This is a genomic window from Bradyrhizobium sp. GW821-FHT13H06 (assembly GCF_058803975.1).
On record NZ_JBXAPN010000004.1, the window covers coordinates 806,945 to 832,875 of the forward strand.

Genomic DNA, 25,931 nt, shown 5'->3' on the forward strand with positions numbered 1-25,931 from the left:
GTCTGCCGTGGCAATTTCGCCTGAGAACAACGAGACGTTTGGGAGCCCCTCGCCGCATGACCTCCGTGACTGACGACCTGCCGCTGGCGGCGGATTTTCCCAAGGCGACGCCTGAGGACTGGCGCAAGCTGGTCGACGGCGTGCTGAAGGGCGCGCCGTTCGAGAAGCTGGTCGGCAAGACCTATGACGGCATCAAGATCGATCCGCTCTATCCGCGCGCCAAGGGCGTTGCGCCCGTGGCGGGACGCCCGCCGGCTGCGCCGTGGCAGATCGTGCAGCGGATCGACCATCCCGACGCGGCGCTCGCGAATGCACAGGCCCTCACCGACCTCGAGAACGGCGCGACGGGGCTCGCGCTGGTGTTCGCCGGCGGCAGCGGCGCCCATGGCTTCGGCCTGGAACCTTCGGCGGATGCGGTCGCAAAGGTTCTGAAAGACATTCATCTCGACGCCGGCATCGGCCTCGAGCTTCAGATCGGCCCGCAATCGCGGATGGCCGCGATCCATGTCGCGGAATATGTCAAGAGCAAGGGGTTCGATCCGGCAGCCTGCAACATCCGCTTCGGCCTCGATCCGCTCGCGGCCGCCGCTGCGTGGGGCCACAGCCCCTATACCTGGGACGAGATCGTTCCTGCCGTCGCCGGCGCCATCAAGGGCCTTGCCGCGCTCGGCTTCAAGGGACCGTTTGCGCCCGCCGACGGGCGCGTGATCCATGATGCCGGTGGCTCGGAGGTGCAGGAGCTTGCCTTCGTGCTTGCCTGCGGCGTCGCTTATCTGCGCGCGATCGAAGGCGCCGGCATTCCCCTCGAGCAGGCGCAGGGCATGGTCTATGCGCGGCTTGCTGCAGATGCCGACCAGTTCCTGACCATGGCCAAATTCCGCGCGCTGCGGCTGCTGTGGGCACGCATCGAGCAGGCCTGCGGGCTGACGCCGAAACCGCTGTTCATTGCCGCCGACACGGCCTGGCGCATGCTGACGCAGCGCGACCCTTACGTGAACATGCTGCGCGCGACCATGGCGACGTTCGCCGCCGGGCTCGCCGGCGCCAATGCGATCACGGTGCTGCCGCATACGCTGGCGCTCGGCCTGCCCGATCCGTTCGCGCGGCGCGTGGCGCGCAACACGCAGCTTCTCTTGCTGGAAGAAAGCAACCTCGCCAGGGTCAGCGATCCCGCGGCAGGCGCAGGCGGCATCGAGACGCTGACGGCGCAGCTTTGCGACGCCGCCTGGGCACTGTTTCAGGAAAGCGAGAAAGCCGGTGGTGCTTTCGCGACACTTCAGCAGGGCGTGTTCCAGAGCAAGGTGGCGGCCACGCGAAAGGCGCGCGACGCCAACATCGCAAAGCGCCGCGACGTGCTGACCGGCGCCAGCGAGTTTCCGAACCTGCATGAGCGCGAAGCCACCGTGCTGAAGGCAACGCCGATCGCGCTTCCGCCCTACGGGGAACAGAAATACAAGTTCGATGCGCTGCCGCCGATCCGGCTGGCGGAACCGTTCGAGGCGCTGCGCGACAAATCCGACGCGGCGTTGAAGGCACGTGGCGCGCGGCCAAAGGTGTTCCTGGCCAATCTCGGCACGCCCGCCGATTTCACCGCGCGCGCCACCTTCGCGAAAAGCTTCTTCGAGGCCGGCGGCATCGAGGCCCTGGACAGCGAGGGCTTTGCCGATCCGGCCAAATTGGCAGCCGCGTTCAAGGCTTCAGGTGCGGAGCTTGCGTGCCTCTGTTCCAGCGACAAGGTCTATGCCGGTCAGGCGGAACCCGCCGCCCGGGCCCTGCAAACGGCAGGCAGCAGACATATCTATCTGGCGGGCCGCCCGACTGATGCCGAGGCGGCGCTGCGGGCCGCCGGCGTCACGGGTTTTGTCTTCGCCGGAGGCGATGCGCTTGCGACGCTGCAAGACGCCTATCGACGAATGGAGCAGCCATGACCGGCACCAGCAAACCCGTTCTCACCGGCGGCTGCCAATGCGGGGCCGTGCGCTTCGCCGTCATGACGGCGCCGTCCAGGGTCTCGATCTGCCACTGCCGGATGTGCCAGAAGGCAGCCGGCGCGCCGTTCGCCTCCTTTGCCGACATCAACAAGACCGACTTCGCCTGGACCAAGGGGAAGCCGTCGTTCTTCCGCTCCTCCACCATCGCCGAGCGCGGCTTTTGCGCCGCCTGCGGCACGCCGCTGAGCTTCGGCCGCATCGACGGCGACCGGATCGAGATCATGACCGGCACCTTCGACCACCCCGACTGGGTGATCCCGACGCGCCAGTTCGGCACCGAATCCCGCCTCGGCTGGGTGGTCGGCATCGCCAACCTGCCAAGCCAGACCACGCAGCAGAATTACGGACCGGAGAAGATGGCGACCATCGTCAGCCATCAGCATCCGGACCATGATTGAGCGTCTATGATATGGTTGAAACCATGAGCCGCATTCCCAATTTTGCCGATGTCGCTTTCGAGCGAGCCGCCACAGCCGCGCCGTCAGGCAGCGCCGAACCATGGCTGACGCCCGAGGGCATCCTGGTCAAGCCCGCCTATGGCGAGGCCGATCTCGCCGGGCTCGATTTCCTCGAGACATATCCCGGCATCGCGCCGTACCTGCGCGGCCCCTACCCGACCATGTATGTCAATCAGCCCTGGACCGTCAGGCAATATGCCGGCTTCTCCACGGCGGAGGATTCCAACGCGTTCTACCGACGCAACCTCGCGGCGGGGCAGAAGGGCCTCTCGGTCGCATTCGATCTCGCCACCCACCGCGGCTATGACAGCGATCATCCGCGCGTCGGCGGCGACGTCGGCATGGCCGGCGTCGCCATCGATTCCATCTACGACATGCGCACGCTGTTCGCGGGGATCCCGCTCGACCAGATGAGCGTGTCCATGACCATGAACGGCGCGGTGCTGCCGATCCTCGCGCTCTACGTCGCCGCCGCCGAGGAACAGGGCGTACCGCCGGAGAAACTCTCGGGCACCATTCAGAACGACATTCTGAAAGAGTTCATGGTGCGCAACACCTACATCTATCCGCCGGCGCCCTCGATGCGGATCATCTCGGACATCTTCGCCTACACCTCGCAGAAGATGCCGAAATACAATTCGATCTCGATCTCCGGCTATCACATGCAGGAGGCCGGCGCGACGCAGGACCTCGAGCTCGCCTACACGCTCGCCGACGGCGTCGAATATCTGCGCGCAGGCCTTGCCGCAGGGCTCGACGTCGACCGTTTCGCTCCGCGCCTGTCGTTCTTCTGGGCGATCGGCATGAACTTCTTCATGGAAGTCGCCAAGATGCGCGCAGCGCGCCTGCTTTGGGCGAAGCTGCTGAAGCCGTTCAACCCGAAGGACCCGCGCTCGCTCTCGCTGCGCACGCACAGCCAGACCTCTGGCTGGTCGCTGACCGCGCAGGACGTCTTCAACAACGTGATGCGCACCACCGTCGAGGCGATGGCGGCCACCCAAGGCCACACCCAGTCGCTGCACACCAACGCGCTCGACGAGGCGCTCGCCTTGCCGACGGATTTTTCGGCGCGCATCGCGCGCAACACCCAGCTCTTCCTGCAGCAGGAGAGCGGCACCACCCGCATCATCGATCCCTGGGGCGGCTCGTATTACGTCGAACGGCTGACGCGTGACCTCGCCGCCAAGGCGTGGGGCCATATCCAGGAGGTCGAGGAACTCGGCGGCATGGCGAAGGCGATCGAGGCCGGCTTGCCGAAGCTGCGCATCGAGGAGGCTTCCGCCAAGACGCAGGCGCGGATCGACGCCGGCAAGCAGGCGGTGATCGGCGTCAACAAGTACAAGCCGACCGACGAGGACAGAATCGAGATCCTGAAGGTCGACAATTCCAACGTCCGCCGCTTGCAGATCGACAAGCTGACGCGGCTGAAAGCCGAGCGCAACCAGAAGGACGTCGATGCCGCGCTCGCGGCGATCACGCGCTCGGCCGGCGAAGGCAACGGCAATCTGCTCGCGCTCGCGATCGATGCGGCGCGGGCCAAGGCGACTGTCGGCGAGATTTCGGACGCGATGGAGAAGGTATTCGGCCGGCACCGCGCCGAGATCAAGTCCATTACCGGCGTCTACAAGCGGGAGGCGTCCAGCATGGGCAACCAGGTCGAGAAGGTTCAGGCGCTGATCGACGCGTTCGAGGAGGCGGAAGGCCGCCGCCCGCGCATCCTCGTCGCCAAGATCGGCCAGGACGGCCACGATCGCGGCCAGAAGGTGATTGCGTCTGCCTTTGCCGACATCGGCTTCGACGTCGACATCGGGCCGCTGTTCGCCACCGCCGACGAAGCCGCGCGGCAGGCGGTCGAGAACGACGTCCACATTCTCGGCGTCTCCTCGCTCGCCGCCGCCCACCTCACCGCCGTGCCCGAATTGAAGGCCGCGCTGAAGAAGCAGGGCCGCGACGACATCATGATCATCGTCGGCGGCGTGGTGCCGCCGCAGGATTACGACGCGCTCTACGCCGCCGGCGCTGAGGCCATCTTCCCACCGGGCACGGTCATCGCGGACGCAGCCGAGGAGCTGATCCGCAAGCTCAACGCCCGTCTTGGACATAGCGAGGCTGCGGAGTAGCTGGTAGACTGGCCGCATGACCGGCCAGGTGTCTCCATGACGCGTGACGAAATCATCGCTGCCATACGCAAGAACGCGGAAGCCATCAAAGGCAAGGGCGTATCCAGGCTTGCCATTCTTGGCTCGCGGGCCGACGAAGATTACAACAGCGACATCGACATTCTGGTCGAGATCGAACCGGATACGTCTTTTTCACTGCTCAAGCTGATCGATGTCGAAAACATCATCGAAGATGCGACCGGCTTGCAAACGCAGGCAACCGTTCGCCGCTCGACGTCCCCCCGCTTTGCGCCGCACAGCGCTGACGACATTGTCGAAATACTCTGACGCTCACGCAGGAGCACTATCCTTGAAATTCGTCGCCGGTTTGAGCGTCGCCCTGGCGTTGAGCGCAACATGCGTGTTTTCCACCCATGCCGCCGAGCCCAAACCGGACACCGTCGTCAAGACCAAGAGCATCGAGGCGCGCGTTTTCCTCGACGACGGCATCAAGGCGAATGCCGCGCTCACGGCGAATTGCTTGGCGGAGGGCAAGAAATGGCTCGACAAGAATGCGGCCGAGGCCGCGGCCTCGCGCAAGGAGGATCCGCAGTTCTCTAGGGACGGAGGCTGGGACTTCGAGCGCAAATATGAGATCCGCTCGGTGGTCGCCGACCGCTACGTCAGCATCCTCCGCAACGACTACATGAACACCCGCGGCGCGCATCCGAACTCGGACGTGAACACGATCCTGTGGGACAAGGCCGACAACAGGCGCATCTCGATCCGCCCGTTCTTCACCGAGACCACCGATAACGGGGCGACCATGAAGGCGATGGTGACGGCCGTGATCGCCTCACTCAAGGCCGAGAAGGCAAAGCGCGGCACCAGCGAGACCGCGACTGACGAGTGGTTCAAGGAGCTGAAGCCGAGCCTGCTCAGGATCGGCGCGGTGACGCTCGCGCCCTCGACCGAAGCTGGCAAAAGCTCCGGCCTGACTTTCCACTACCCGCCCTATGCTGTCGGCCCCTACGCCGAAGGCGAATATGTCGCTTTCGTGCCGTGGGAAACGCTGAAACCCTACCTGACCACTGAGGGCACCCGCATCTTCGGCGGCACGCGGCCGAAGGGCGACGCGGACGGGCAGTGAGCTAACCGGATCGCGGGCTGCCCCGAGCCAATGCCCGCGCAAGTGAATCCGTCCAATCGGGAATCCAGGAGGCAAACAGGGCCTGCCAGCGATCGGCATCCGCAGGCTCCGTCTCAAGGGCGACCGACCATTCGATGAGGGTGCGATCGTCCGCGATGATCGGGCGCAGATGCATGGTGCCTTGGTAGCGCGCCGGCGCCGGGCACCGGCCGCTGTCATCATGCGGATATTGCAGCGTGTCGAGACCGGCATAGGTCAAGGTGTGCTTCTGGTCCGAGTGATCGACCAGACGCTGACGGATCCAGTTTCCGAGATAGCAGAAGCGCCTGATGGCGCCGACTTCATCGCCGCGCTTGTCGTCTTCGATCACGCTCTCGCTCACCCCGTCGATATAGGCGGGATAGTTGTTGAAGTCGCGGATCAGCGACCAGACTTCGTCCAGCGGGTGGTCCAGCACGGCGCTGTAATAGGCTCGGGTCATCGGTGGCTTGCCTTCGGTTTCCGTTACGCGCTGAGGTTGGCTGCTCGCGCGGGCAAAACCCACCCGGTTTCCGACTGCCCATCCGATAGCCATCCAGCTTTGACGCACAACGCGACAATCTCGTTGGTAGCGCTATCTTGCGGCGGCTCCGCAAAGCCGACTAGAATGCCGGCATTGACAAGAGCGCCCGGCGTCACGGGCGCCGCTGGGAGGATTCATGTCCAAGATTACGCGCCGCACCTTTGCGGCCTCAACCGCCGCAGTCGCCGCATCCGCCGCCTTCGGCTTCAAGCCCGCGCTCGCACAAGCCTATCCGGCCCGGCCGGTCACCGTGATCGTGCCCTGGGGCGCCGGCGGTGGCACCGACGCGACGGCGCGCATCGTTGCGGCGCTGCTGGAGAAGGACCTCGGCCAGCCCTTCAACGTGGTCAACCGCACTGGCGGCTCCGGCGTGGTCGGCCACAGCGCGATCGCGACTGCCCAGCCCGACGGCTACACCATCGGCATGCTCACGGTCGAAATCTCGATGATGCACTGGCAGGGCCTGACCGAGCTGACGCCGAAGAGCTACACCCCGCTGGCGCTGATGAACGAGGACCCTCCGGGCATCCAGGTCTCCTCCTCCTCGCCCTACAAGACGGTCAAGGAACTCGCCGATGCGATCAAGGCGGCGCCTCCCGGCAAGTTCAAGGCCTCCGGCACCGGCCAGGGCGGCATCTGGCATCTGGCCCTGGTCGGCTGGATGCAGGCCATGGGCCTGCCTGCCAATCAGGTCGCGTGGGTGCCCTCGAACGGTGCGGCGCCGGCGATGCAGGATCTCGCCGCCGGCGGCCTCGACCTCACCACCTGCTCGGTGCCCGAGGCGCGCGCCATCATCGAGGCGGGCAAGGCCAGGAGCCTCGCCATCATGGCGCCGGCCCGCAACCCGATCTTCAAGGACGTGCCGACGCTGAAGGAGGCGATGGGCATCGACTACGCGACGGGCGCCTGGCGCGGCATTGCCGGGCCAAAGAACCTTCCGCCGGAGATCGCAACGAAGCTCACCGCGGCACTGAAGAAGGTTTACGATTCCGCCGAGTACAAGGACTTCATGAGCAATCGCGGCTTTGGCACCGTGTGGGGCGATGCCGCTCACTTCGCCAGCTTCATGGACAAGGGCGACGCCCAGATGGGCGAAGCCATGAAGGCGGCAGGCCTGAGCAAGGCGTGATGTTTCGCCTCTCCCCGCGCGACGGCGGATGCGGGGAGAGGTCGAATTCGAGCTCCGCTCGAATTCGGGTGAGGGAGAATCTTCGCGAGTCCAACTCTCACCACGCGCGCGGAAAGTCCCCTCACCCCAACCTTCTCCCGTAAGAATGGGGAGAGGGAGAAGAAACTCCACAGGACCCCACCCATGCGTCTTCCCGACTCCGTGACGGGATCGTTTCTCGTCGTGCTCGGCGCAGCAGCTGCCTATGGCGGCTGGATCCTGCCGCCGGTGCCGGGCCAGCCGGTCGGCCCCAACGTGTTCCCGCTGGTGATCGGCTGCGGCCTTGCACTATGCGGGCTCGCGATCGTGTTCGGCATCGGCCGTTCCTTCGAGGAGGAGGAAGCGCTGGTCCCGCTGGAGGACGGCCAGGCAGCTGCCCCGCCACCGCAGGGCAAGCTCTACGGCCTGCGCGCGCTGCTGCCACCGGCGTTGCTGCTGTTCTATGTCGCGGCGGCCGACCGGCTCGGTTTCATCATCACCGCGGCGATCATGGTCTACGTCACCTCGACCGCGCTCGGGGCCAGGTGGAAGCTGGCCCTGCCGCTCGCGGCGCTCTCGCCCTTCGCCATCCACCTCATCTTCGGCAAGCTGCTCCGCGTGCCGCTGCCCGCCGGCCTGTTGCCGGCGCCCTGGTAATCCCATGCTGAAAACCCTGATCGATGCGTTCGCGCTGATCTCCACCTGGGAGGTCATCATCGCGATGTTCGCGGCGTCCGTGTACGGGCTCGTGATCGGCTCGCTGCCGGGCCTGTCGGCGACGATGGCGACCGCCCTGCTCGTCCCCGTCACCTTCTATCTCTCGCCGATCGCGGCGATCGCGACCATCGTCGCGGCCTCCTCGATGGCGATCTTCTCCGGCGACATTCCCGGCGCGCTGCTGCGCATTCCCGGCACGCCCGCTTCCGCCGCCTATGCGGACGAAGCCTACGCGATGACGCGCAAGGGCCAGGCCGAGCTCGCGCTGGGGGCCGGCGTGTGGTTCTCCGCGGTCGGCGGCATCGCCGGCGTGCTGTCGCTGATGATCCTGGCGCCGCCGCTCGCCGAGATCGCGTTGTCGTTCTCGACCTTCGAATATTTCTGGCTGGCGCTGCTCGGCCTGATGTGCGCCACCCTGGTTGCGCGCTCTTCGCCGGTGAAGGCGATCGCCGGCATGTTCATCGGCCTGCTCGTCGCCTGCATCGGCATCGAGAATCCCGGCGGCGTCCCGCGCTTCACCTTCGGCCTCACCGATCTGTTCGGTGGCATCGAGCCGATCCCGGCGCTGGTCGGCGTGTTCGCGGTGGCGCAGGTGATGCGCGCGATGCTGACGCCCGAGCCGCCGCCGCTGCCGCGCCGAAAATTCGGAAGCATTCTGGCCGGCCAGTGGAAGCTGACGAAGCTGTATCGCTGGCAGATGACGCGCGGGAACATCGTCGGCATCATCATCGGCGTGCTGCCCGGCGCCGGCGCCGACATGGCCGCCTGGGTCTCCTACGCGATGTCGAAGCGCTTCTCCAAGGAGCCGGAAAAGTTCGGTACCGGCCATGTCGAGGGCCTGGTCGAGGCCGGCGCCAGCAACAACGCCAGTATCGCCTCCGGCTGGGTGCCCTCGCTGCTGTTCGGCATCCCCGGCGACACCATCGCCGCGATCGCGATCGGCGTGCTCTACATGAAGGGTCTCAATCCCGGCCCGACGCTGTTCACCGAGAAGGCGTCGAGCATGTACGCGATCTATCTGATGTTCATCATCGCGAACATCATGATGATCCCGCTCGGCATCGCCATGATCCGGGTCGCGGCCTACATCCTGCTGGCGCCGCGATCGGCCATCATGCCGGTCATCATGCTGTGCTGCGCGGTCGGCTCGTTCGCGATCGGCAACAACATGTTCGGCGTCGTCACCGTCGCCGCCTTCGGCGTGATCGGCTACGTCATGGAGGCGAACGGTTATCCCGTCGCGGCCATGGTGCTCGGCATCGTCATGGGCACCATGGTCGAGCAGGCCTTCGTCACCTCGCTGATCAAGTCCGACGGCAGCATCCTGCCGTTCTTCGAGCGGCCGGTCGCGGCGATCCTCGCCGCCATGGCGATCGGCGCGCTGCTTTGGCCGGTTATGGTGTGGGCGTGGCGGAAGCTGAAACCGGCGCAGACTGCGGCAGCAACATCCCGGTGATATGGCGCGGGCGGCCCTCGCCTGCCCCGCCGGGCCGTTGTAAAGCAGGGCATGACTGAGAAGAAGGCTTCGCTGGACATCAAATCCCTCGCCCGCGACTTGCGCGCGGGCAGCCGCGCGGCGCTCGCCCGCGCCATCACGCTGGTCGAGAGCCGGCGCGGCGATCATCAGGCGCTGGCGCGCGAGCTGGTGCAGATGCTGCTGCCCGACACCGGCAAGGCGTTTCGCGTCGGCATCACCGGCTCGCCCGGCGTCGGCAAATCCACGACGATCGATGCGCTCGGGACGTATCTGATCGAGCAGGGCCACATGGTCGCGGTGCTCGCGGTCGATCCGTCCTCGGCACGCAGCGGCGGCTCGATCCTCGGCGACAAGACGCGGATGGCGCGGCTGTCGGCATCGAGCGATGCCTTCATCCGCCCCTCGCCGTCCTCGGGCACGCTCGGCGGCGTCGCGGCGAAGACGCGCGAGGCGATGCTGCTCTGCGAGGCGGCCGGCTTCGACGTCGTGCTGGTCGAGACCGTCGGCATCGGCCAGTCCGAGACCGCGGTCTGCGACATGACGGATTTCTTCCTGGCGCTGATGCTGCCGGGCGGCGGCGACGAGCTGCAGGGCATCAAGAAGGGCCTGGTCGAACTCGCCGACATGATCGCCATCAACAAGGCCGACGGCGACAATCTCAAGCGCGCCAACATCACCGCCGCGGATTATCGCGGCGCGCTGCACATCCTGGCGCCGCGATCCGAGCATTGGCACCCGCCCGTTGTCACCTATTCGGCGCTGGCCGGCACCGGCATCGCCGAGCTCTGGCAGAAGGTTTTGGACCACCGCAAGGCGATGAATGCGTCCGGTGATTTCGCCGCGCGGCGGCGCGACCAGCAGGTGAAGTGGATGTGGTCGATGCTGGAGCAGCGCATGCTGGCAAGGTTGCGGAGCGAAGCGTCGGTGCGGACCAAGGTCCGGAAGATCGAGGCCGAGGTCGCCGAGGGCCATCTCACGCCGGCGCTCGCCGCCGAGCGCATTCTGGAGTTGCTGCAATGACCGGGCCCCGCATTCTCCTCACCGGCTTCGGGCCATTTCCGGGCGCGCCCTACAATCCGACCCAGGCGCTGGTGGCCCGGCTGATGCAGTTGCGCCGGCCGGCGCTCGACGATGTCGAGCTGTCGAGCCACATCTTCCCGGTCACCTATGCTGCCGTCGACCGGCAATTGCCGGACGTGCTCGCGACGGCGAAGCCCGACGCGCTCTTGATGTTCGGCCTCGCGGCGCGCACACCCTATCTGCGGATCGAGACCCGCGCGCGCAACGCCGTCACCATGCTGTGGCCGGATGCCGCCAACACCCGCTCGAGCAAGCGCGGCATCGCCGGCCATGCCGATGCGATGACGTTCGGCCCGCACACCGCAAGGCTGCTGCGCGCCGCGCGCCTCACCGGCATCGACGCGCGGCCCTCGCGCGATGCCGGCGCCTATCTCTGCAATTACCTGAGCTGGCGCGCGATCGAGAACGTCAGGTCGGGCGGGCCGAAGCTTGCGGCCTTCATCCACATTCCGCTGCTTGCGCGCGGCGGCGCCGTGCGGCGCAAGGGCGCCGCCCGGATCACGCTGGAGGAACTGGTCGATGCCGGCGAGGCCATGCTGATGGAGATGGTGCAATTGGCAAGGAAGGCGCGGAACACCTCGGTCTCTTAGGGTGGGCAAAGGCGCGCTTGCGCCGTGCCCACCATGCATCCGCATTCGCGGCGATAATGGTGGGCACGCTTCGCTTTGCCCACCCTACGGCACCGTCTTTGCGGTAAACATTTAACCCTACTGCCAACAATCCCGGCGCCACCGACTGCCCTGCGCTACCTAGTCTCCGCGGACATCCCGCGTCCGCCGGAGGACGCGTCATGGACCTCAATCGCCGTCATCTCATCGGGGCTTCGACCGTCGGCATCGCCGGCGCGCTCGCCATGCCGGCCGATGCTGCGCGCGCGGCGCCGCTGACGTCCCTGCTCGGGCGCGACGCCACGCAATACGGTGTGCGGCCCGGCAGCAGCGAGGATCAGACGCGAGCGCTGCAGCGTGCGATCGACGAGGCTGCGCGGGCGCAAATGCCGCTGGCGCTGCCGCCGGGCGTCTATCGCAGCGGATTGCTGCGGCTGCCGAACGGGTCGCAACTGATCGGCGTGCGCGGTGCGACCAAGCTGGTCTTCACGGGCGGAGCCTCGATGATCCAGAGCGACGGCTCCGATGCGATCGGCCTCACCGGCATCACCTTCGACGGTGGCAACATTCCGCTGCCGACCCGGCGGGGCCTGATCCATGTTCTCGGCGGACGAGATGTGCGCATGGCGGATTGCGAGATCACGAAATCGGGCGGCAGCGGCATCTGGCTCGAGCAGGTCGCGGGCGACGTCTCCGGCAACATCTTCACCAACATCGCTCTGACTGCGGTGGTCTCGTTCGACGCCAGGGGGCTCAGCGTCTCGCGCAACACCATCATCGGCACCAACGACAATGGCATCGAGATCCTGCGCACCGCGATCGGCGATGACGGTACGCTGGTCGCCGACAACCGCATCGAGGACATCAAGGCCGGCCCCGGTGGCTCCGGCCAGTACGGCAACGCCATCAACGCGTTTCGCGCCGGCAACGTGATCGTGCGCGGCAACCGCATCAGGAATTGCGACTATTCGGCGGTGCGCGGCAACTCGGCCTCGAACATCCACATCACCGGCAACAGCGTCAGTGACGTGCGCGAGGTCGCGCTCTATTCCGAGTTCGCGTTCGAAGCCGCGGTGATCGCCAACAACACGGTGGATGGCGCCGCCGTCGGCGTCTCCGTGTGCAATTTCAACGAAGGCGGCCGCATCGCGGTGGTCCAGGGCAACATCATCCGCAATCTGATCCCGAAGCGGCCGATCGGCACCGCGCCGGACGACGATGCCGGCGTCGGCATCTACATCGAGGCTGACACATCGGTCACCGGCAACGTGATCGAGAATGCGCCGTCCTACGGCATCGTCGCCGGCTGGGGCAAATATCTGCGCGACGTTGCAATCACCGGCAACGTGATCCGCAAGGCGCTGGCCGGCGTCGGGGTCTCGGTCGTGCCGGGCGCGGGCACCGCGCTCGTCAACAACAACATGATCTCGGAAACGCCACGAGGCGCCGTGGTCGGGCTCGACCACGCGCGGGCGGTGACGTCGGATCTGTCGGCCGAAGGGGCGCAACGCTTCACGCAGGTGCTGGTCGGCGGCAATGCGGTGCGACGTTAGGCGCACAACCGGCGGACGGACCGTACATCCTACGAGGCTCCTTATGGGACGCGTCGCGTCCCATGCCTCGCACCTCAGGATGACCGGGCGAGGGAGGCGGCCGACTCTGCTCGGGCCTCACCCACCGCCTTAGAACGCGTTTCTGAGCAGCGGGTATTTGGCTTGGAGACCGTCGAGGCTGAAGGTGAATTCGACGACGCGCTCGGGGGCTGCGACGATTTCGGCGGCGGGCGGGGCGAACTGCGGGAGGAGCGCCGCCATCGCCGCAGGCGCCGCCTTCGGCAGCTTCGCGGCAGGCACCGCGAGCGGCGGCCTCACTTCGGGCGCGGTGAACTGCCTCATGGCGGCGGGCGCAAGGGGTGATCTCACGGTAGGTGCGCTTAGCGGCGCCCTCGCAGCGGGAGCCTTGAGCGGCGGCATCTCGGCGGGGGCGGTAAACGAAGCTACCGCGGCAGGTGCAGTGGGCGGCGCCATCGCGACGGATGGCAACACCGCCGCGATCGGCGCCTCGGTGATCTCCGCGAGCACGTCCGGCTTCTGATCGAGCCTGACCGCCACAGCGGTCTCAGGCGCAATGTGAACGGCCTTGGGCTGGACGGTCTGCGCCTGCTGCTCGCGCGGTGCCATGCGGGGCATCGTCGCCGGCGACCAACCGAATGCGGGCATCACGCTTGCAGCCGCCTCGGCGACGTCCCCGCCGGTTGCGAGCGCGCGCCAGGTCTGGACCGCACGCTTGGCTTCCTGGATGTTTTCAAGGAATTCGATCTCGGAATGATACCGGCGCCAGCGGCCGGTCTCGAACATCTCGGAGAGATGTTGCAGGCGCTGTTCGGCGAGAGCGCACCAGCGCGCCGCGATGGCGCGGCCAGCGACTGCGTCGCGAACGAACTCTTGGCGATGTGTCATGAACCAGCCCGTCAGGAAAAAATACGGACGCGGGGGACGCAACGCACACGAATCAATTTAGACGCGACATGAATATTTTGTGGAAAAGATTTGACTTGTCCAGCAGCGACACGGCATTCGTCATCAAATACCGTAGTCCTCCGGAAATTTGCTGGGTTTTCGAGTCAAGCTTCGCACAAGCATAACGGAGTTGCGGCGCGTTGCGCGCGCGACGGCAACGGACGTCTGCGGTGATCCTCAACCGCAAGCTGAACGAATGCGACGCTTCAAAAGATCGGATGCCCAAAGCTTCGGTTCCGATTGAATCAGAACCGACGCTCTGGATTCTTGGTTTGACGCGTTTTCTTCCCGCGAGCCGGCGCCCACTTCGCTCAAGTACGCGCTGAAAAGAAAAGACCCGTCCGGGGGGACAACCGGACGGGTCAAGCCATATGGGCGCTTGGGGTGGATGGGCGCTCGCGCCTGATATGACTGATGGGGAGGGATGACCGCTCCCACATCAGTTGGTCGTGGCAGCTGGCTGAACGTTCAATGCGAGGGCTCGCTTTTTTGAGCTTCGGCCCCCGCGCATCCTTGTCGCAGCCGCTATCTCGCCGCCGGCCTATATGCCTGAGAAACCGCGGACTTTTCGTCCGAGCCCGACAACGACGGTTGCTCGATCGCACGGCTGCCGGGCTCGCCACGACGCTTCTCGACATCTTCACGTTTTGTTGTATCGGACGCAGCCGCAACCGGCGTCGCGCTGTCGGCGGGAACGGCCATGACCGCGGCAAAGGCGTCGGCCTGACCGTCGCCGAAAAGGTCGTCGCGTCCGGGTGAGCCGAGGTCGCGCGCGGTCTTCGCCAGCGTCATGCGCAGCACCTCCGGCTTCAAGGCGTGGTTGCGCTCTAGGAGCAGCGCCGCGACGCCGGAGACATAGGCGGCCGAGAACGAGGTTCCCGACGTCATCTGGTACTTGCCGGCGGGTGCCGGCAGGAAGATGTCGACGCCGGGGGCTGCGACCGCGATGAAGTTGCCGCGGTTGGAGGCGGAGAACAGCCTGTCCTGCTGATCCGTCGCGCTGACCGCGATCACATTGGGATTGGCAGCCGGATAGAGCGGCGGCGATTTCGCGCCGGCATTGCCGGCGGCCGCGATCAGCACGAGGCCGCGTGCAGCCGTCGCCGCGATCGCACGCTCGATGATCGCGTCCTTCGGGCCGGCAAAGCTCATATTGACGATCTGCGCGCCGTGCTCGGCGGCGTAATTCAGCGACCGCAGGATGATGTAGGACGAGCTCTCGGAGCCGCCGTTGGCGCCGCCGAAGGCCCGGATGGCGATGATGCGCGCCTCGGGCGCGCTGCCCATCAGGCGGGCATGCGCCACGATGGCACCGGCGATGCCGGTGCCGTGGACGTGCGGCCCCTCGGCACTGCCGAGCGCGTCGAAATGATCGGCGACGGAATTGGCGAGTTCGGGATGCTTGGCGTCGATGCCGGAGTCGATCACGGCAACGGTAACGTTGGCTCCGTGCGCCAGTGCATGCGCCTGCGGCAGGCGGAGTTTTGCCAGCGCATATTGCGCGGGATCGCCCTCGACCGGCACGGACGATTTCTGGTCCTGGAGCACGTAGCGGAAGTTCGGCTGGACGGAGCGCACGTTGCCGTCCGCCGCGAACTCGCGCCGTACCGTCTCGGCAGGCCGGCCGTCGGTGATGCGGAACAGGCCGAACGTCGCCCCGATCAGCGGAAAATTCTCGGATGCGACGCGCGCGAGGCCGTGGCGACGCGCAAGCTCATCGGCCTCCGTCACCGACAGACTGCCGTCGATCTCGGCGACGAATTCGTTGGCAAAGCTGCGCTGGTTCGCCGCGACCGGCGTGTTGTTGCCGCGCCCCTTGCGGGCGCTCTTCTTGTTGCCCGATTTTCCGCTGCCCTCGCCGCCCGCGTTCGCCTGTGCCAGGCATTCGCCGTCGGCAGCCCGATAGGGCGCCGTGCAGGCCGGATAGAGGTTGGGAGAGTAGCGCGCATAGGGCAGCACCGGCGTCAACCCGATCCGCGCCGAAGGAATCCGGACGGTCGTAATCGGACGCGGGCCGCGGTCGACCGACACCGCCCTGGCGGATAGGGTCGGGCTGACGCGCGGAGCAATGCTCGGGGAGATCGTCGGCGTGCGCGAGGGAACGCTGATCGTGGGCGTACGCATGATCGCCTGCGCCTGGGCGACCTCGACGCCGAGACAAGAGGCGAGCAGAAGCGCGGCTCCGATGGATGAAGCGCAGGCCCCCGCACGCACCCTGCTCTCGGAATTGCCCGTCATCGGCTCAGCGGCGCGCCTAGGGCGCCGCGACGGCGAGGTTGACGACCTTCTCGCGCTGCATCCTGCCGAGCAGCGAGGCGAGCTCGTCCTGGCTCATCGCCTTGTCGAACTGGAGGCGGAATATGCCGCCCTTGGCGTCGCCGATGATCGAAGCCTGATAGCTGTCGAGCAGCGCCGTGATGTCGCCGACGCGCGCCTCCGGCGTGAATCGCACCAGCGCGCGCGCCGGCGCGGCCGTGCTGCCAAGTTCGCGTGTGATCGGCGCGCCGGTCGAGAGCGAAGCCGTCTGGAAGGTCGCCGGCTGGTTTCTCATCAGCACGGCGCCGATGATTCCGGCTTGCAGCATGAGTGCGACGGCGCCGAGGCCCGCCGACCACGCCAGCGTGCGCGGCGACAGGCTCGCAAAGAAGGTCGAGATCCGCGCCGACAGCGGCAACGAGCCGCTCTCCCGTGCCGGCTCGGCGTCGATCGCGGCGAACAGCTTCTGCATCGCCCGCGCCGACGGAGCCCCCAGGCTCTCGTTCAGATGGATGGTCTCTTCGTACTCGCCGCGGATCGCGGCATATTGCCTGGCGAGCTCGGGATCGCGCGCCAGCGCTTCCTCGACGCGGCGCGCATCGCGCGCGCTCAGCGTACCGGCGGCGTGCCACGGCAGCAGCAGTTCAATTTCACTGGGCTCTCGCTCCAGCATCTTCTTGCTCAATGCCATCATGGCCAGCCTCGCTCAACGCCGGCTGCCTTCAGCAGTTCGGCCAGTTTCTTGCGCGCATAGAACAAGCGCGTCTTCACAGTGTTCTCGGGAATTCCGACGATTCCGGCCACCTCTTCCACGGACTTCTCGTGGTAGTAGACGAGATCGACGATTTCCCGGTGTTCCGGCGAGAGGCTGGTCAGACACTCCCGCAACGCCTCACTGGTGTCCTTCTTTTGCACCACCGTTTCCGGATCGTCGGACGTGTCCTCGATCGCGTTCGCGGCTTCTTCGTCCAGTTCGAAATCCTTCCTGCGCCGGAGCGCAGACAGGGCCTTGAATCGGGTGATTGCCAGCAGCCAGGTGGAAACCGCCGATCGGCCCTCGAACTTGCCGGCTTGACGCCAGACGTCGAGAAACACCTCGCTGATGAGGTCTTCCGCCGCCTGCTCGTCCCGCACGAGCCGCAGTCCGAACCTGTAAACCCTGACATGGTGCCGCCCGTACAGCACCTGCATGGCGAGCCGGTCACCTTGGGCGATCCTGGAGATCAGGACCTCGTCGGAAGCCGCCTGTGTCGCGCTCAATGGCCGTCTCGCAAGGTTGGTCGGGTCGATACGGCGCGCGGTTCGACGGGGGGTGCAAAATTGTTCAAATTACCGCAATCATCCGGGGGCCAGTGTGAGCTACCCCACATATGCGCATTTTTGTCGTCCCATCCGCAGCGATCAGCGGCGTCCATCCAGATCGGTAACATAATACTGAGATACTTTCCCTGCGGAAGACCTTTCCGGCACAGGCGCCGGCCTGGTCGGGTTCCATAGCAGCCCTGCACCAGGTTTGTCGCACCAAGCCCTGCTTTGGCTCGACCGCATCGCACACGATGCAGGATCGCCGGTAAGATCGCGCGATGGCTGATCATCTTGTTCCGTGCTGCAGGTTTCGGATTCGGTTCCAAAGGATACCAAACCTAAAGGCTTGCCACGTAGAATTTTGCGCTGACATCCACCATTGGCGGGACCATGAGCACGGCCGCGACGTCCTTTCCCGAGAGGAATGCCGCAGAGGCCGCGGACCTCGTCCTCGCGCCTGAGGCGGCAGCCCCCGAAGTCAGGGCGCGCCGGGCCCGGCAGCGCCGCCAGATGTATATGGGCCAGGTCGCGAGCTACTCGCTTGGCGCCTCGGTCCTGCTGCTCTACGCCTATGACGGCACGATCTCGATGGGCGTTCCGTCGCTGTTCTGGATCGGCGGCCTCCTCATCATCGGTACGTTCACGGTGCTGTCCGAAGCCGGCTTCGGCGACCGGTTCGAGGATCATTACCTCACCGTGTATCAGATCTCGGCGCATATGGCGCTGCAACTGGTGTTCCTGCTCGCGGTGCCGACCGTCGGGGTCGCGTTCCTGGCCGTGTTGTTCCTGATCTTCGCGTTCGGCACACTGCGTATGACGTCGGGTCAGGCGATGCTCACCTGGGGCCTTGCCACCTGCGGGCTCGCCGCGGTCTTCCTGGGATCGGACCTTCCGATCGGACTGCCGGTCACGACCCGGCTGCAGCGAGCCGCCTCGATGCTCTGCTTCGTGCTGGTGATCGGCCAGTGCGCCTTCCTCGGCCTGTTCGGCGCCACCCTGCGCAAGATCCTGTACCGGCGCAGCATCGAACTGAAGGCGGCCTATCAGCGCATCGAGGAACTCGCCGAGCTCGACGAACTCACCGGCGCCTACAACCGCCGCTGCATCATGCGGCTTCTCGACGCCGAGATCGAAAAGTCGCGGCAGGCATCCACGCCGTGCGCGATCGCGCTGATCGATCTCGACTGGTTCAAGCGCATCAACGACGCCTACGGCCATCCCGTCGGCGACGAGGTGCTGCGCACCTTCGCGATCACCATTTTCGCCAACATCCGCCCGGCCGACAGTTTCGGCCGATACGGCGGCGAGGAATTCCTGCTGCTGCTGCCGGGCATGTCGGGCGACGCCGCGCAGCGCATGCTGGAGCGGTTGCGCGGCATCGTTGCCGATCTCGACTGGAGCGCGTTCTCTCCGGGCATGCGGGTGACCATTTCCGCGGGCGTCGCGACGCTGCGCGACATTGATACTGCCGACACATTTCTCGCGCGCGCCGATCGCGCGCTCTATTCCGCCAAGGCGCAAGGGCGCAACTCTATTGTGACGAGCTGACCAATCCATTTTCTCCCGGCGCGGCAGAAGCCGTTGCAGGGCCGAACGCTCCAGGACAGGGCAATGAGATCCAGATCCCCAAGACCATCCGAAAACCTGCTCGAGGAATTGCAGGCTGCCCTCACGCACGGCACCGTTGCGCGCCGGGTCGAGACGCTGCGCCGCGTCACCGATCTGTTCGTGGGCAACGCAGTAGACTATTCCGACGACCACATCCGCGTGTTCGACGACGTGTTCCAATGCCTGGTCGGGCAGATCGAGACGTCGGCCAGGGCGCTGCTCGCCGAACGCCTCGCACCGATCGCGGCTGCGCCGCCGAAAATCATCCGCACGCTCGCGCTCGACGAGGTCATCGAGGTCTCCGGCCCGGTGCTGTCGAAATCGGAACGGCTGGACGAGGCGACCCTGCTCGAGATCGCCCGCACCAGGGGCCAGGCGCATCTCAAGGCGATCTCGCTGCGGCGGATGCTGTCGGAAGCGCTGACCGACGTGCTGGTGACGCGCGGCAACGAGGACGTGGTGCAGTCGACCGTCAGGAATCCGGGCGCGCGGCTTTCCGAGGGAAGTCTCACCGAGCTCGTCATCCGCGCCGAGCGCGACGACGACCTCGCCGGCTGCATCGGCCTGCGGCCCGACCTGCCGCGCCATCACTATTTGAGGCTGGTCGCCAAGGCATCCTCGAGCGTGCGCAGGAAGCTTGCGGCCGCGCATCCCGAGCTTGCGGACGAAGTCTCGAGCGTAGTCCAGCAAGCGGCCCAACGGGTTCGCGCTGCCGCCATGACGAAGCAGACCGAGATGGCCCGCGCGCTGGTGAAATCGCTGCACGACGACGGCCGGCTCAACGAGTTCCAGGTCACAACCTTCGCCGAGCAGGGCAAGTTCGACGAGACCAATGCGGGGTTGGCTGCACTCGCAGGCGTCGCGGTCGAGACGGCCGAGACCATGATGATCGAGAGCCGTACCGAAGGCGTGATGATCCTCGCCAAGGTCGCTGGCATGCAATGGTCGAGCGTGCGCGCCATCATCGCCATGCGCGAGAAGCTCTCCGGCGGGTCGCAGACCGACATTCTGACGCTGCGCGACAGCTATGAGGCGCTGCGCCCATCGACCGCGCAGCAGGTGCTGCGCTTCCACCGCATGCAACTGGGCGCGACGCCGGCGGCGTGAAGCCGCGGAATCCTAGTATCTTAGGACCTTCGATCCCACCAGCGCGCCGATCGCGGTCACCAACGCGGTCGCGAGCGTGTACCAGGTCGCGACGAACAGGGGCGAGTCGTCGGTGCAGTGCGAGGCATAGAGGGTCGCGGCGAGGCCGGCCGACACCAGCCCGGCGAGTGCACCAGCCAGCGCGGGGCTTGACGGCGCGCCGTGGCGCAGGCCGAACAGCGCCCCTGCAAGCAGCGGCAGCGACATCACAGGGATCGCGACCAGGCACACCCGGGAGTTCTTGCCCATCAAGCGCATCGTCATCGGCATGGCCGGGGCCATCATCGCCTCGCTGCCGATCGCAACCGCCAGCAGCCCGACCGGCAGCAGCAGCAGCCAGCCCCAGCCGCGCAGCAGGGCTTCGGGACGCGACAAATGCAGGCTGACGATGATCGCGGGTATTGCGAGCGACAGCGTCACGGCGAACTTCATGTCGAAGAACGGGTTGTGCATGGCGCTCATCACGTCGGCGCGCACGCCGAGGAATGTCGCGAAAATCAGGATCGACAAGGGCGCAGCCACCAGCAGCGCCATGGTCAGCACGGCGCCGACGCGTGGAGCGCGGTGCGCGTTGTCGGCTGCGAGCGAGCGAATGAGTTGATCGGTGTCCATGACTAATGGTCCCGCAGTTTGGCCGTCAGCGCCGCAAGTCCGCGATGCAGCGCGACCCGCACCGCACCCTCGCTCATCGAGAACTTCGCCGCCGTATCCTTGATCGAGGCGGCCTCGACCGCGATCGATTGCAGCACGTCGCGCTGACGCTGCGGCAGCGTGCCCAGTTGGGCGGCGACCTCGCCAGCCGACGCGGTCTCCTGCGGCACCTCGCCCGGCAGCGTCTCGGCGAAATCGTCGATGTTGACGAACACGCGCTTGCCGCGCCGGCGGAGCGCGTCGATCAGCTTGTTGCGGCCGATCGCAAACAGCCAAGGTGCGAAGGGAGCCTCGCTGTCCCAGGTGTGCCGTTTCAGATGCACCGCCAACAGAATCTCCTGCACGACGTCCTCGGCCTGGTCGGGAGGCTGACCTGCCCGCGCCAACCCTCGCCTCGCGGCAGCGCGCAGCACCGGCGTGATTGCCTTCAACAGGCGATGATAGGCCGCGTCATCGCCAGCCATGGCCGACCGCATCAGGCCGGTCCATTCGTCCTCACGTCCGCGCACCCGCGCCCCTCACCATGCAATTCGGCCGCTCTTTCAATTTGTTACGCGGACACCCATCACATCACGAATTCGTGATGCGCGATCGAACGACGCGATCAATTCGGCCGCAGAGATCCCTGACGGCTCATAACACCGATCGGCCCGTACCGCATCCGGCGGCAACAATGCAACGCAATTTGCCCCGTTTTTGCCGGGTCTAGCCCGAAGATTCCCATTTTCTGCCCCGGTGTCGTCACGCCCCGGGGTCTCTGTTCGCTGCCGGGACGGGCGGAATTGGGGAGATCGTCAACATGATGAAAGCCAGCGCACGCGCGGTCCTGATTGTCTTGGCCGGGCTTTTCTTGCTGTTCGGAGGCATTGCACAGGCGGCGCCGATTTCGGCCGCAAGCAACAAAGCGGACAGCGCGGACCAGCAGGCCGACACGGCCAAGCACCGGCGCCAAGACTCGCGCCGCACCAGCAGCAGCAAGACGACGCAGAAATCCGACGACAAGGCCGACAAGAAGGGTGCCGCAGCAAGGGCGGACGAGGGCAGGAACGGCAACAAGACAGGCAGTGAGGTGCCGGTGTCGAGCCAGATGCCGCCGGAGGTCGCCAATGCCAACGCGCAGCTCGCCACGGATACGCCGACCGCGGCTGCCGCCTCCGCGATGACGAACCGCGCCAACGACAATGTCCAGGCTGCAGCCGATAATACCAACGTCGCGCCAGCCGAAAGCCAGGTCGTCGCGCCCGATCAGCTCAACGACATCGATCGCGCCCTGCAACAGGAGACGCCGGGGCAGAAGGCGGTGATTGCCGCGACCGAGGCACAGCCGCGGCCCGCGCCGGTGATGGCAAGCAGCCACCAGAGCTCGGCCTGGGACCAGAGCTCCCTGATCGGCAAGATCTTCATCGGCGTCGGCACGCTGCTGACGCTGGCGTCCGCCGCGCGGATGTTCATGGCGTGATTGCCGGCCGCTTCCCGGCCCGGGTACCGGCCTGACGGACCTCGTCCGGAACGCGCCCCTCGTCGCGTTCCGGCGGCCTGCAGCCCCTTGAAGCCCATCGCGCCAGCGGGCACATTGCCCACCCAATCAAAAGCGTGGGTGGAGCATGAGCACGTTCGAACACATCATCGTCGAAAGCAAAGGCGCGGTCGGCATCGTCAAGCTGAACCGGCCGAAGATGCTCAACGCACTCTCTTTCGGCGTCTTTCGCGAGATCGCCGCGGCGGTCGACGATCTCGAGGCCGATGATGCCATCGGCTGCATCGTCGTGACCGGCAACGAGAAGGCCTTTGCCGCCGGCGCCGACATCAAGGAGATGCAGCCCAAGGGCTTCATCGACATGTTCTCGGAGGATTTCGCCGCGATCGGCGGCGACCGCGTCGCGCGTTGCCGCAAGCCGACGATCGCGGCCGTTGCCGGCTATGCGCTGGGCGGCGGCTGCGAGCTCGCCATGATGTGCGATTTCATCATCGCCGCCGACACCGCGAAGTTCGGCCAGCCCGAGATCACGCTCGGCACCATTCCCGGCATCGGCGGTACCCAGCGCCTGACGCGCGCGATCGGCAAGTCCAAGGCAATGGACCTCTGCCTCACCGGCCGGATGATGGATGCGGCGGAAGCCGAGCGCTCGGGCCTCGTCAGCCGCATCGTACCCGCTGACAAGCTCATGGACGAAGTGATGGCGGCAGCCGAGAAGATCGCCGCGATGTCGCGCCCTGCGGCCGCGATGGCCAAGGAAGCGGTGAACCGCGCCTTCGAGACCACGCTCGCCGAGGGCATGAGCGTCGAGCGCAACCTGTTCCACTCGACCTTCGCGCTCGAGGACCGCTCCGAGGGCATGGCTGCGTTCATCGAGAAGCGCAAGCCGGTGAACAAGAACCGGTAAGGCAAACCGGTCAGGCTGCTGTAAGGCTCTGCCCGCGCTCCCGCAGAATGCTGTGACGGAGCTGCAACAAGCACGGATTTCATGGGGGTTTTGCCCGCGGCAGTTTGCCTGCGGGACCTCGGCTGGTTAAACAGCTAAGAGGACCGCCGTCGGCGGGGGCGGACAGCCGGGAATTCGCGGGAACATATGACTGGGCGTATCGCCAGAGCTGGTCGCGGGGTGACGCGGCACCGATCGGGCGTGGGTCCCGCGTTTGCGACATGGGCCACGCTGGCGCTCTCGTGCGCCCTGCCCTCCGCCGCCTGGGCCGAAGCTCTGCCGGAGGCGCTGGCCAAGGCCTACCAGACCAATCCCCAGCTCAATGCCGAGCGTGCGCGCCAGCGCGCGACCGACGAGAATGTGCCGCAGGCGCTCGCCGGCTATCGGCCGCAGATCGTGGCCAGCCTCAGCGCCGGCCTGCAATCGGTGCGCAATCTGTTGCCCGACAACACCATCCAGACCGCCAACCTGAAGCCCTGGATCATCGGCGTCACCGTGACGCAGACCCTGTTCAACGGTTTCCGCACCGCCAACAGCGTGCGGGCCGCCGAACTCCAGGTGCAGTCCGGCCGCGAAGCGCTGCGCAATGTCGGCCAGGGCGTCCTGCTCGATGCGGTCACCGCCTACACCAACGTGCTTGCCAACCAGTCGCTGGTCGAGGCACAGCGCTCCAACGTCGCCTTCCTGCGCGAAACGCTCTCCGTCACCCAGCGCCGTCTCAATGCAGGCGACGTCACGCCGACCGATACCGCGCAGGCCGAGGCCCGTCTCAACCGCGGCCTTGCCGATCTCAACGCGGCCGAGGTCGCGCTCGCCGTCAGCCAGGCGACCTATGCGCAGGTGATCGGCAATGCGCCGTCGCAGCTTCGGCCCGCCGAGGCCGTCGACCGCTATCTGCCGAAGAGCCGCGAAGACGCCGTGACGATGGCGATCCGCCAGCATCCGGCGGTGATGGCCGCAAGCTTCGACGTCGATGTCGCCTCCACCAACATCCGCATCGCCGAAGGCACGCTGCTGCCGAGCGCCAGCATCCAGGGCAGCGCAAGCAAGAGCCGCAACAACGACCCGACGCTAGGCACCTTCGCCGAAGACCAGGCCTCGATCGTCGCCAACGTCACCGCCCCGATCTATGACGGCGGTCAGGCTGCAGCGCAGACCCGGCAGGCCAAGGAGATCACGGCACAGAGCCGGCTCGTGCTCGACCAGGTGCGCAACCAGGCGCGCACGGCGGTGGTCAGCGCATGGGTTGCCAATGAAGGTGCGAAGGTCACGGTCTCGGCCTCGGAGTCCGAGGTGAAGGCGGCGACCGTCGCGCTCCAGGGCGTGCAGCGTGAGGCATCCGGCGGACAGCGCACGACCGTGGACGTCTTGAACTCGCAAGCCGATTTGATCCAGGCCAAGGCCCGCCTTATCGGCGCGCAACGCGACCGCGTGATCGCCTCCTACACGCTGCTCAGCGCCATCGGGCATCTCGACGTCAAGACGCTGAACCTGAACACGCCGGACTACCTGCCCGAGGTGCATTACCACCAGGTCCGCGACGCCTGGCACGGCCTGCGTACGCCGTCAGGGCAATAGCCGCCGACGCGCGGCGTCTCTAGCGCTCTGCCCCCTCGCCGTCTTCGGCTCCCGGTCGGACGCGTTGACGGTTCACGTCCGCCTGCGGGCCTTGTTGAGCAGCTATGCAGCCAGGCGCAGCAGCTGACCCGGAGGATCTGATACCGTCCCAGCCGCATTTCCAAAGAACGAAACAGGGAGAGAAGCCATGCACAGCCGACGCAGCATCATGCTTGCCTCCCTTGCCGCCGGAGTAGCCATGACCAGCAAAGCCCGCGCCCGTGCGGCGCAACCCGCAACGCCGATCAATTTCGACATCCCGGCGCATGCCTGCGACTGCCACACCCACATTCATGGCGACCCCCAGAGATTTCCGTTCTTCGCGGGGCGCGTCTATACGCCGGAGCCGGCGAGCCCCGAAGAAATGGCGGCGCTGCACAAGGCGCTGCATATCGAACGCGTGGTGATCGTGACGCCGAGCGTCTACGGCACCGACAATTCCTCCACCTTGTTCGGCATGAAGGCGCGTGGCGCGACCGCGCGCGGGGTCGCCGTGATCGACGACAAGACCACGGAAGCAGAGCTCGATACCATGCAGGCGGAAGGCTTCCGCGGCATCCGCATCAATCTGGCGACCGGGGGCATCAACGATCCCAATGTCGGCCGCGCCCGCTTCACCGCAGCCGTCGAGCGCATGAAGGCGCGCGGCTGGCATGTGCAGCTCTACACGACGCCGGCGATGATCTCCGCGATCAAGGATCTCGTGCTGGCGTCGCCCGTGCCCGCCGTGTTCGACCATTTCGGCGGGCTCGAGGCCTCACTTGGGCTGGAGCAGCCGGGATTTGCCGACCTGATCGCCCTCGTCAAGTCCGGCAACGCCTATGTGAAGATCTCCGGCGCCTATCGCTCCTCGAAGCTCGCGCCCGACTATCAGGACATGGTGCCCTATGCCCGCGCGCTGATCGCGGCCAATGCGGACCGCATCGTCTGGGGCACCGACTGGCCGCATCCGGATTCCAGCCGCGTCGAGGGACGCAAGCCCACCGACATCGCGCCTCTCTATCAGATCGACGACGGCCGCCTGCTCAACCAGTTGCCGGTATGGGCGCCGGATGCGGACGTGCGCAAGAAGATCCTGGTCGACAATCCGGCGCGGCTCTACGGGTTCTGAGTCGCG

Annotated in this window: 24 protein-coding genes; 17 read left to right on the top strand and 7 right to left on the bottom strand. The window is 66.3% G+C overall.

Going from position 1 to position 25,931, the window contains the following annotated elements; translation table 11 throughout:
- Positions 1–56 precede the first annotated feature (56 nt).
- From AC1RQP_RS21120 to AC1RQP_RS21140, 5 genes are read left to right on the top strand one after another with little or no spacing between them, the layout of a single operon-like run.
- Positions 57–1,928, top strand: coding sequence for a methylmalonyl-CoA mutase family protein (locus AC1RQP_RS21120; protein ID WP_492938362.1), 1,872 nt, complete (start codon positions 57–59; stop codon positions 1,926–1,928).
- Complete coding sequence (locus AC1RQP_RS21125; protein WP_492938363.1) at positions 1,925–2,389, top strand: GFA family protein; 465 nt, start codon at positions 1,925–1,927, stop codon at positions 2,387–2,389. Before AC1RQP_RS21120 ends, AC1RQP_RS21125 begins: the two co-directional genes overlap by 4 nt.
- A 23-nt stretch (positions 2,390–2,412) precedes the next feature.
- On the top strand, positions 2,413–4,569 hold the full coding sequence (scpA, locus tag AC1RQP_RS21130; RefSeq protein ID WP_492938364.1) for a methylmalonyl-CoA mutase: 2,157 nt from the start codon (positions 2,413–2,415) through the stop codon (positions 4,567–4,569).
- Positions 4,570–4,605: 36 nt separating this feature from the next.
- Positions 4,606–4,896, top strand: a complete 291-nt coding sequence (locus AC1RQP_RS21135; protein WP_492938365.1) for a nucleotidyltransferase family protein — start codon at positions 4,606–4,608, stop codon at positions 4,894–4,896.
- A 22-nt stretch (positions 4,897–4,918) separates the two neighbouring features.
- On the top strand, positions 4,919–5,698 hold the full coding sequence (locus tag AC1RQP_RS21140) for a DUF3298 and DUF4163 domain-containing protein (protein ID WP_492938366.1): 780 nt from the start codon (positions 4,919–4,921) through the stop codon (positions 5,696–5,698).
- 1 nt (position 5,699) lies between these two features.
- On the opposite strand, the gene AC1RQP_RS21145 is transcribed toward AC1RQP_RS21140, so the two are convergent.
- On the bottom strand, positions 5,700–6,179 hold the full coding sequence (locus AC1RQP_RS21145; RefSeq protein ID WP_492938367.1) for an SRPBCC family protein: 480 nt from the start codon (positions 6,177–6,179) through the stop codon (positions 5,700–5,702).
- Positions 6,180–6,396: 217 nt separating this feature from the next.
- On the opposite strand from AC1RQP_RS21145, the gene AC1RQP_RS21150 reads away from it, so the two are divergent.
- From AC1RQP_RS21150 to AC1RQP_RS21175, 6 genes are all read left to right on the top strand, one after another.
- Complete coding sequence (locus AC1RQP_RS21150; protein WP_061878642.1) at positions 6,397–7,389, top strand: tripartite tricarboxylate transporter substrate binding protein; 993 nt, start codon at positions 6,397–6,399, stop codon at positions 7,387–7,389.
- A 183-nt stretch (positions 7,390–7,572) separates the two neighbouring features.
- Positions 7,573–8,064, top strand: a complete 492-nt coding sequence (locus AC1RQP_RS21155) for a tripartite tricarboxylate transporter TctB family protein (RefSeq protein ID WP_239622367.1) — start codon at positions 7,573–7,575, stop codon at positions 8,062–8,064.
- A gap of 4 nt (positions 8,065–8,068) precedes the next feature.
- On the top strand, positions 8,069–9,580 hold the full coding sequence (locus AC1RQP_RS21160; RefSeq protein WP_239622366.1) for a tripartite tricarboxylate transporter permease: 1,512 nt from the start codon (positions 8,069–8,071) through the stop codon (positions 9,578–9,580).
- A 51-nt stretch (positions 9,581–9,631) separates the two neighbouring features.
- Positions 9,632–10,621, top strand: a complete 990-nt coding sequence (meaB, locus tag AC1RQP_RS21165; protein WP_492938368.1) for a methylmalonyl Co-A mutase-associated GTPase MeaB — start codon at positions 9,632–9,634, stop codon at positions 10,619–10,621.
- Positions 10,618–11,271 (top strand): pyroglutamyl-peptidase I, encoded by a 654-nt coding sequence (locus tag AC1RQP_RS21170; RefSeq protein WP_492938369.1) that lies wholly within the window; start codon positions 10,618–10,620, stop codon positions 11,269–11,271. The genes meaB and AC1RQP_RS21170 overlap by 4 nt, the downstream gene beginning before the upstream one ends.
- A gap of 200 nt (positions 11,272–11,471) precedes the next feature.
- Complete coding sequence (locus AC1RQP_RS21175) at positions 11,472–12,842, top strand: TIGR03808 family TAT-translocated repetitive protein (protein ID WP_492938370.1); 1,371 nt, start codon at positions 11,472–11,474, stop codon at positions 12,840–12,842.
- 129 nt (positions 12,843–12,971) lie between these two features.
- Here AC1RQP_RS21175 and AC1RQP_RS21180 read toward each other — a convergent pair whose 3' ends face one another.
- The 4 genes from AC1RQP_RS21180 to AC1RQP_RS21195 form a co-directional block, all read right to left on the bottom strand.
- Positions 12,972–13,748: a TIGR03809 family protein gene (locus AC1RQP_RS21180; protein ID WP_492938371.1), complete on the bottom strand. Its 777-nt coding sequence runs from the start codon at positions 13,746–13,748 to the stop codon at positions 12,972–12,974.
- A 585-nt stretch (positions 13,749–14,333) separates the two neighbouring features.
- Positions 14,334–16,046: a S8 family serine peptidase gene (locus AC1RQP_RS21185; RefSeq protein ID WP_492938372.1), complete on the bottom strand. Its 1,713-nt coding sequence runs from the start codon at positions 16,044–16,046 to the stop codon at positions 14,334–14,336.
- A gap of 16 nt (positions 16,047–16,062) precedes the next feature.
- On the bottom strand, positions 16,063–16,758 hold the full coding sequence (locus AC1RQP_RS21190) for a hypothetical protein (protein ID WP_492938374.1): 696 nt from the start codon (positions 16,756–16,758) through the stop codon (positions 16,063–16,065).
- Positions 16,755–17,324 carry a sigma-70 family RNA polymerase sigma factor gene (locus tag AC1RQP_RS21195; protein ID WP_239622359.1) on the bottom strand — a complete coding sequence of 190 codons (570 nt, stop codon included), beginning with the start codon at positions 17,322–17,324 and terminating at the stop codon, positions 16,755–16,757. The genes AC1RQP_RS21190 and AC1RQP_RS21195 overlap by 4 nt, the downstream gene beginning before the upstream one ends.
- 435 nt (positions 17,325–17,759) lie before the next feature.
- Here AC1RQP_RS21195 and AC1RQP_RS21200 point away from each other — a divergent pair, with 435 nt between their 5' ends.
- Complete coding sequence (locus AC1RQP_RS21200; RefSeq protein ID WP_239622358.1) at positions 17,760–18,917, top strand: GGDEF domain-containing protein; 1,158 nt, start codon at positions 17,760–17,762, stop codon at positions 18,915–18,917.
- 63 nt (positions 18,918–18,980) lie between these two features.
- Complete coding sequence (locus AC1RQP_RS21205) at positions 18,981–20,084, top strand: DUF2336 domain-containing protein (RefSeq protein WP_239622357.1); 1,104 nt, start codon at positions 18,981–18,983, stop codon at positions 20,082–20,084.
- A 12-nt stretch (positions 20,085–20,096) separates the two neighbouring features.
- On the opposite strand, the gene AC1RQP_RS21210 is transcribed toward AC1RQP_RS21205, so the two are convergent.
- Both AC1RQP_RS21210 and AC1RQP_RS21215 read right to left on the bottom strand, forming a co-directional pair.
- Complete coding sequence (locus AC1RQP_RS21210; RefSeq protein ID WP_492938375.1) at positions 20,097–20,735, bottom strand: NrsF family protein; 639 nt, start codon at positions 20,733–20,735, stop codon at positions 20,097–20,099.
- A gap of 2 nt (positions 20,736–20,737) precedes the next feature.
- Entirely contained in the window at positions 20,738–21,283 is a 546-nt protein-coding gene (locus AC1RQP_RS21215) for a sigma-70 family RNA polymerase sigma factor (protein ID WP_239622355.1), read from the bottom strand.
- Between the two features lie 290 nt (positions 21,284–21,573).
- Between AC1RQP_RS21215 and AC1RQP_RS21220 the strand changes: the two genes are divergently transcribed.
- The 4 genes from AC1RQP_RS21220 to AC1RQP_RS21235 all read left to right on the top strand — a co-directional run bounded on the left by AC1RQP_RS21220 (position 21,574) and on the right by AC1RQP_RS21235 (position 25,925).
- On the top strand, positions 21,574–22,233 hold the full coding sequence (locus tag AC1RQP_RS21220; RefSeq protein WP_492938376.1) for a hypothetical protein: 660 nt from the start codon (positions 21,574–21,576) through the stop codon (positions 22,231–22,233).
- A gap of 145 nt (positions 22,234–22,378) precedes the next feature.
- Positions 22,379–23,158, top strand: a complete 780-nt coding sequence (locus AC1RQP_RS21225; protein WP_194388492.1) for an enoyl-CoA hydratase — start codon at positions 22,379–22,381, stop codon at positions 23,156–23,158.
- Positions 23,159–23,344: 186 nt separating this feature from the next.
- Complete coding sequence (locus AC1RQP_RS21230; RefSeq protein WP_239622353.1) at positions 23,345–24,775, top strand: TolC family outer membrane protein; 1,431 nt, start codon at positions 23,345–23,347, stop codon at positions 24,773–24,775.
- A gap of 187 nt (positions 24,776–24,962) precedes the next feature.
- The gene (locus AC1RQP_RS21235) at positions 24,963–25,925 is read left to right on the top strand and encodes an amidohydrolase family protein (protein WP_492938377.1); all 963 of its coding nucleotides are present in this window, start codon (positions 24,963–24,965) and stop codon (positions 25,923–25,925) included.
- Positions 25,926–25,931 lie beyond the last annotated feature (6 nt).

What these genes read in the sequence shown, in the direction of transcription:
- AC1RQP_RS21210 (WP_492938375.1), bottom strand. Translation starts at nt 20,735, where the DNA reads ATGGACACCGATCAACTCATTCGCTCGCTCGCAGCCGACAACGCGCAC.
- AC1RQP_RS21235 (WP_492938377.1), top strand. Translation starts at nt 24,963, where the DNA reads ATGCACAGCCGACGCAGCATCATGCTTGCCTCCCTTGCCGCCGGAGTA.
- AC1RQP_RS21175 (WP_492938370.1), top strand. Translation starts at nt 11,472, where the DNA reads ATGGACCTCAATCGCCGTCATCTCATCGGGGCTTCGACCGTCGGCATC.
- AC1RQP_RS21150 (WP_061878642.1), top strand. Translation starts at nt 6,397, where the DNA reads ATGTCCAAGATTACGCGCCGCACCTTTGCGGCCTCAACCGCCGCAGTC.
- AC1RQP_RS21205 (WP_239622357.1), top strand. Translation starts at nt 18,981, where the DNA reads ATGAGATCCAGATCCCCAAGACCATCCGAAAACCTGCTCGAGGAATTG.
- AC1RQP_RS21225 (WP_194388492.1), top strand. Translation starts at nt 22,379, where the DNA reads ATGAGCACGTTCGAACACATCATCGTCGAAAGCAAAGGCGCGGTCGGC.
- AC1RQP_RS21120 (WP_492938362.1), top strand. Translation starts at nt 57, where the DNA reads ATGACCTCCGTGACTGACGACCTGCCGCTGGCGGCGGATTTTCCCAAG.
- meaB (WP_492938368.1), top strand. Translation starts at nt 9,632, where the DNA reads ATGACTGAGAAGAAGGCTTCGCTGGACATCAAATCCCTCGCCCGCGAC.
- AC1RQP_RS21170 (WP_492938369.1), top strand. Translation starts at nt 10,618, where the DNA reads ATGACCGGGCCCCGCATTCTCCTCACCGGCTTCGGGCCATTTCCGGGC.
- AC1RQP_RS21230 (WP_239622353.1), top strand. Translation starts at nt 23,345, where the DNA reads ATGACTGGGCGTATCGCCAGAGCTGGTCGCGGGGTGACGCGGCACCGA.
- scpA (WP_492938364.1), top strand. Translation starts at nt 2,413, where the DNA reads ATGAGCCGCATTCCCAATTTTGCCGATGTCGCTTTCGAGCGAGCCGCC.
- AC1RQP_RS21180 (WP_492938371.1), bottom strand. Translation starts at nt 13,748, where the DNA reads ATGACACATCGCCAAGAGTTCGTTCGCGACGCAGTCGCTGGCCGCGCC.
- AC1RQP_RS21200 (WP_239622358.1), top strand. Translation starts at nt 17,760, where the DNA reads ATGAGCACGGCCGCGACGTCCTTTCCCGAGAGGAATGCCGCAGAGGCC.
- AC1RQP_RS21145 (WP_492938367.1), bottom strand. Translation starts at nt 6,179, where the DNA reads ATGACCCGAGCCTATTACAGCGCCGTGCTGGACCACCCGCTGGACGAA.
- AC1RQP_RS21160 (WP_239622366.1), top strand. Translation starts at nt 8,069, where the DNA reads ATGCTGAAAACCCTGATCGATGCGTTCGCGCTGATCTCCACCTGGGAG.
- AC1RQP_RS21125 (WP_492938363.1), top strand. Translation starts at nt 1,925, where the DNA reads ATGACCGGCACCAGCAAACCCGTTCTCACCGGCGGCTGCCAATGCGGG.
- AC1RQP_RS21135 (WP_492938365.1), top strand. Translation starts at nt 4,606, where the DNA reads ATGACGCGTGACGAAATCATCGCTGCCATACGCAAGAACGCGGAAGCC.
- AC1RQP_RS21190 (WP_492938374.1), bottom strand. Translation starts at nt 16,758, where the DNA reads ATGATGGCATTGAGCAAGAAGATGCTGGAGCGAGAGCCCAGTGAAATT.
- AC1RQP_RS21185 (WP_492938372.1), bottom strand. Translation starts at nt 16,046, where the DNA reads ATGACGGGCAATTCCGAGAGCAGGGTGCGTGCGGGGGCCTGCGCTTCA.
- AC1RQP_RS21220 (WP_492938376.1), top strand. Translation starts at nt 21,574, where the DNA reads ATGATGAAAGCCAGCGCACGCGCGGTCCTGATTGTCTTGGCCGGGCTT.
- AC1RQP_RS21155 (WP_239622367.1), top strand. Translation starts at nt 7,573, where the DNA reads ATGCGTCTTCCCGACTCCGTGACGGGATCGTTTCTCGTCGTGCTCGGC.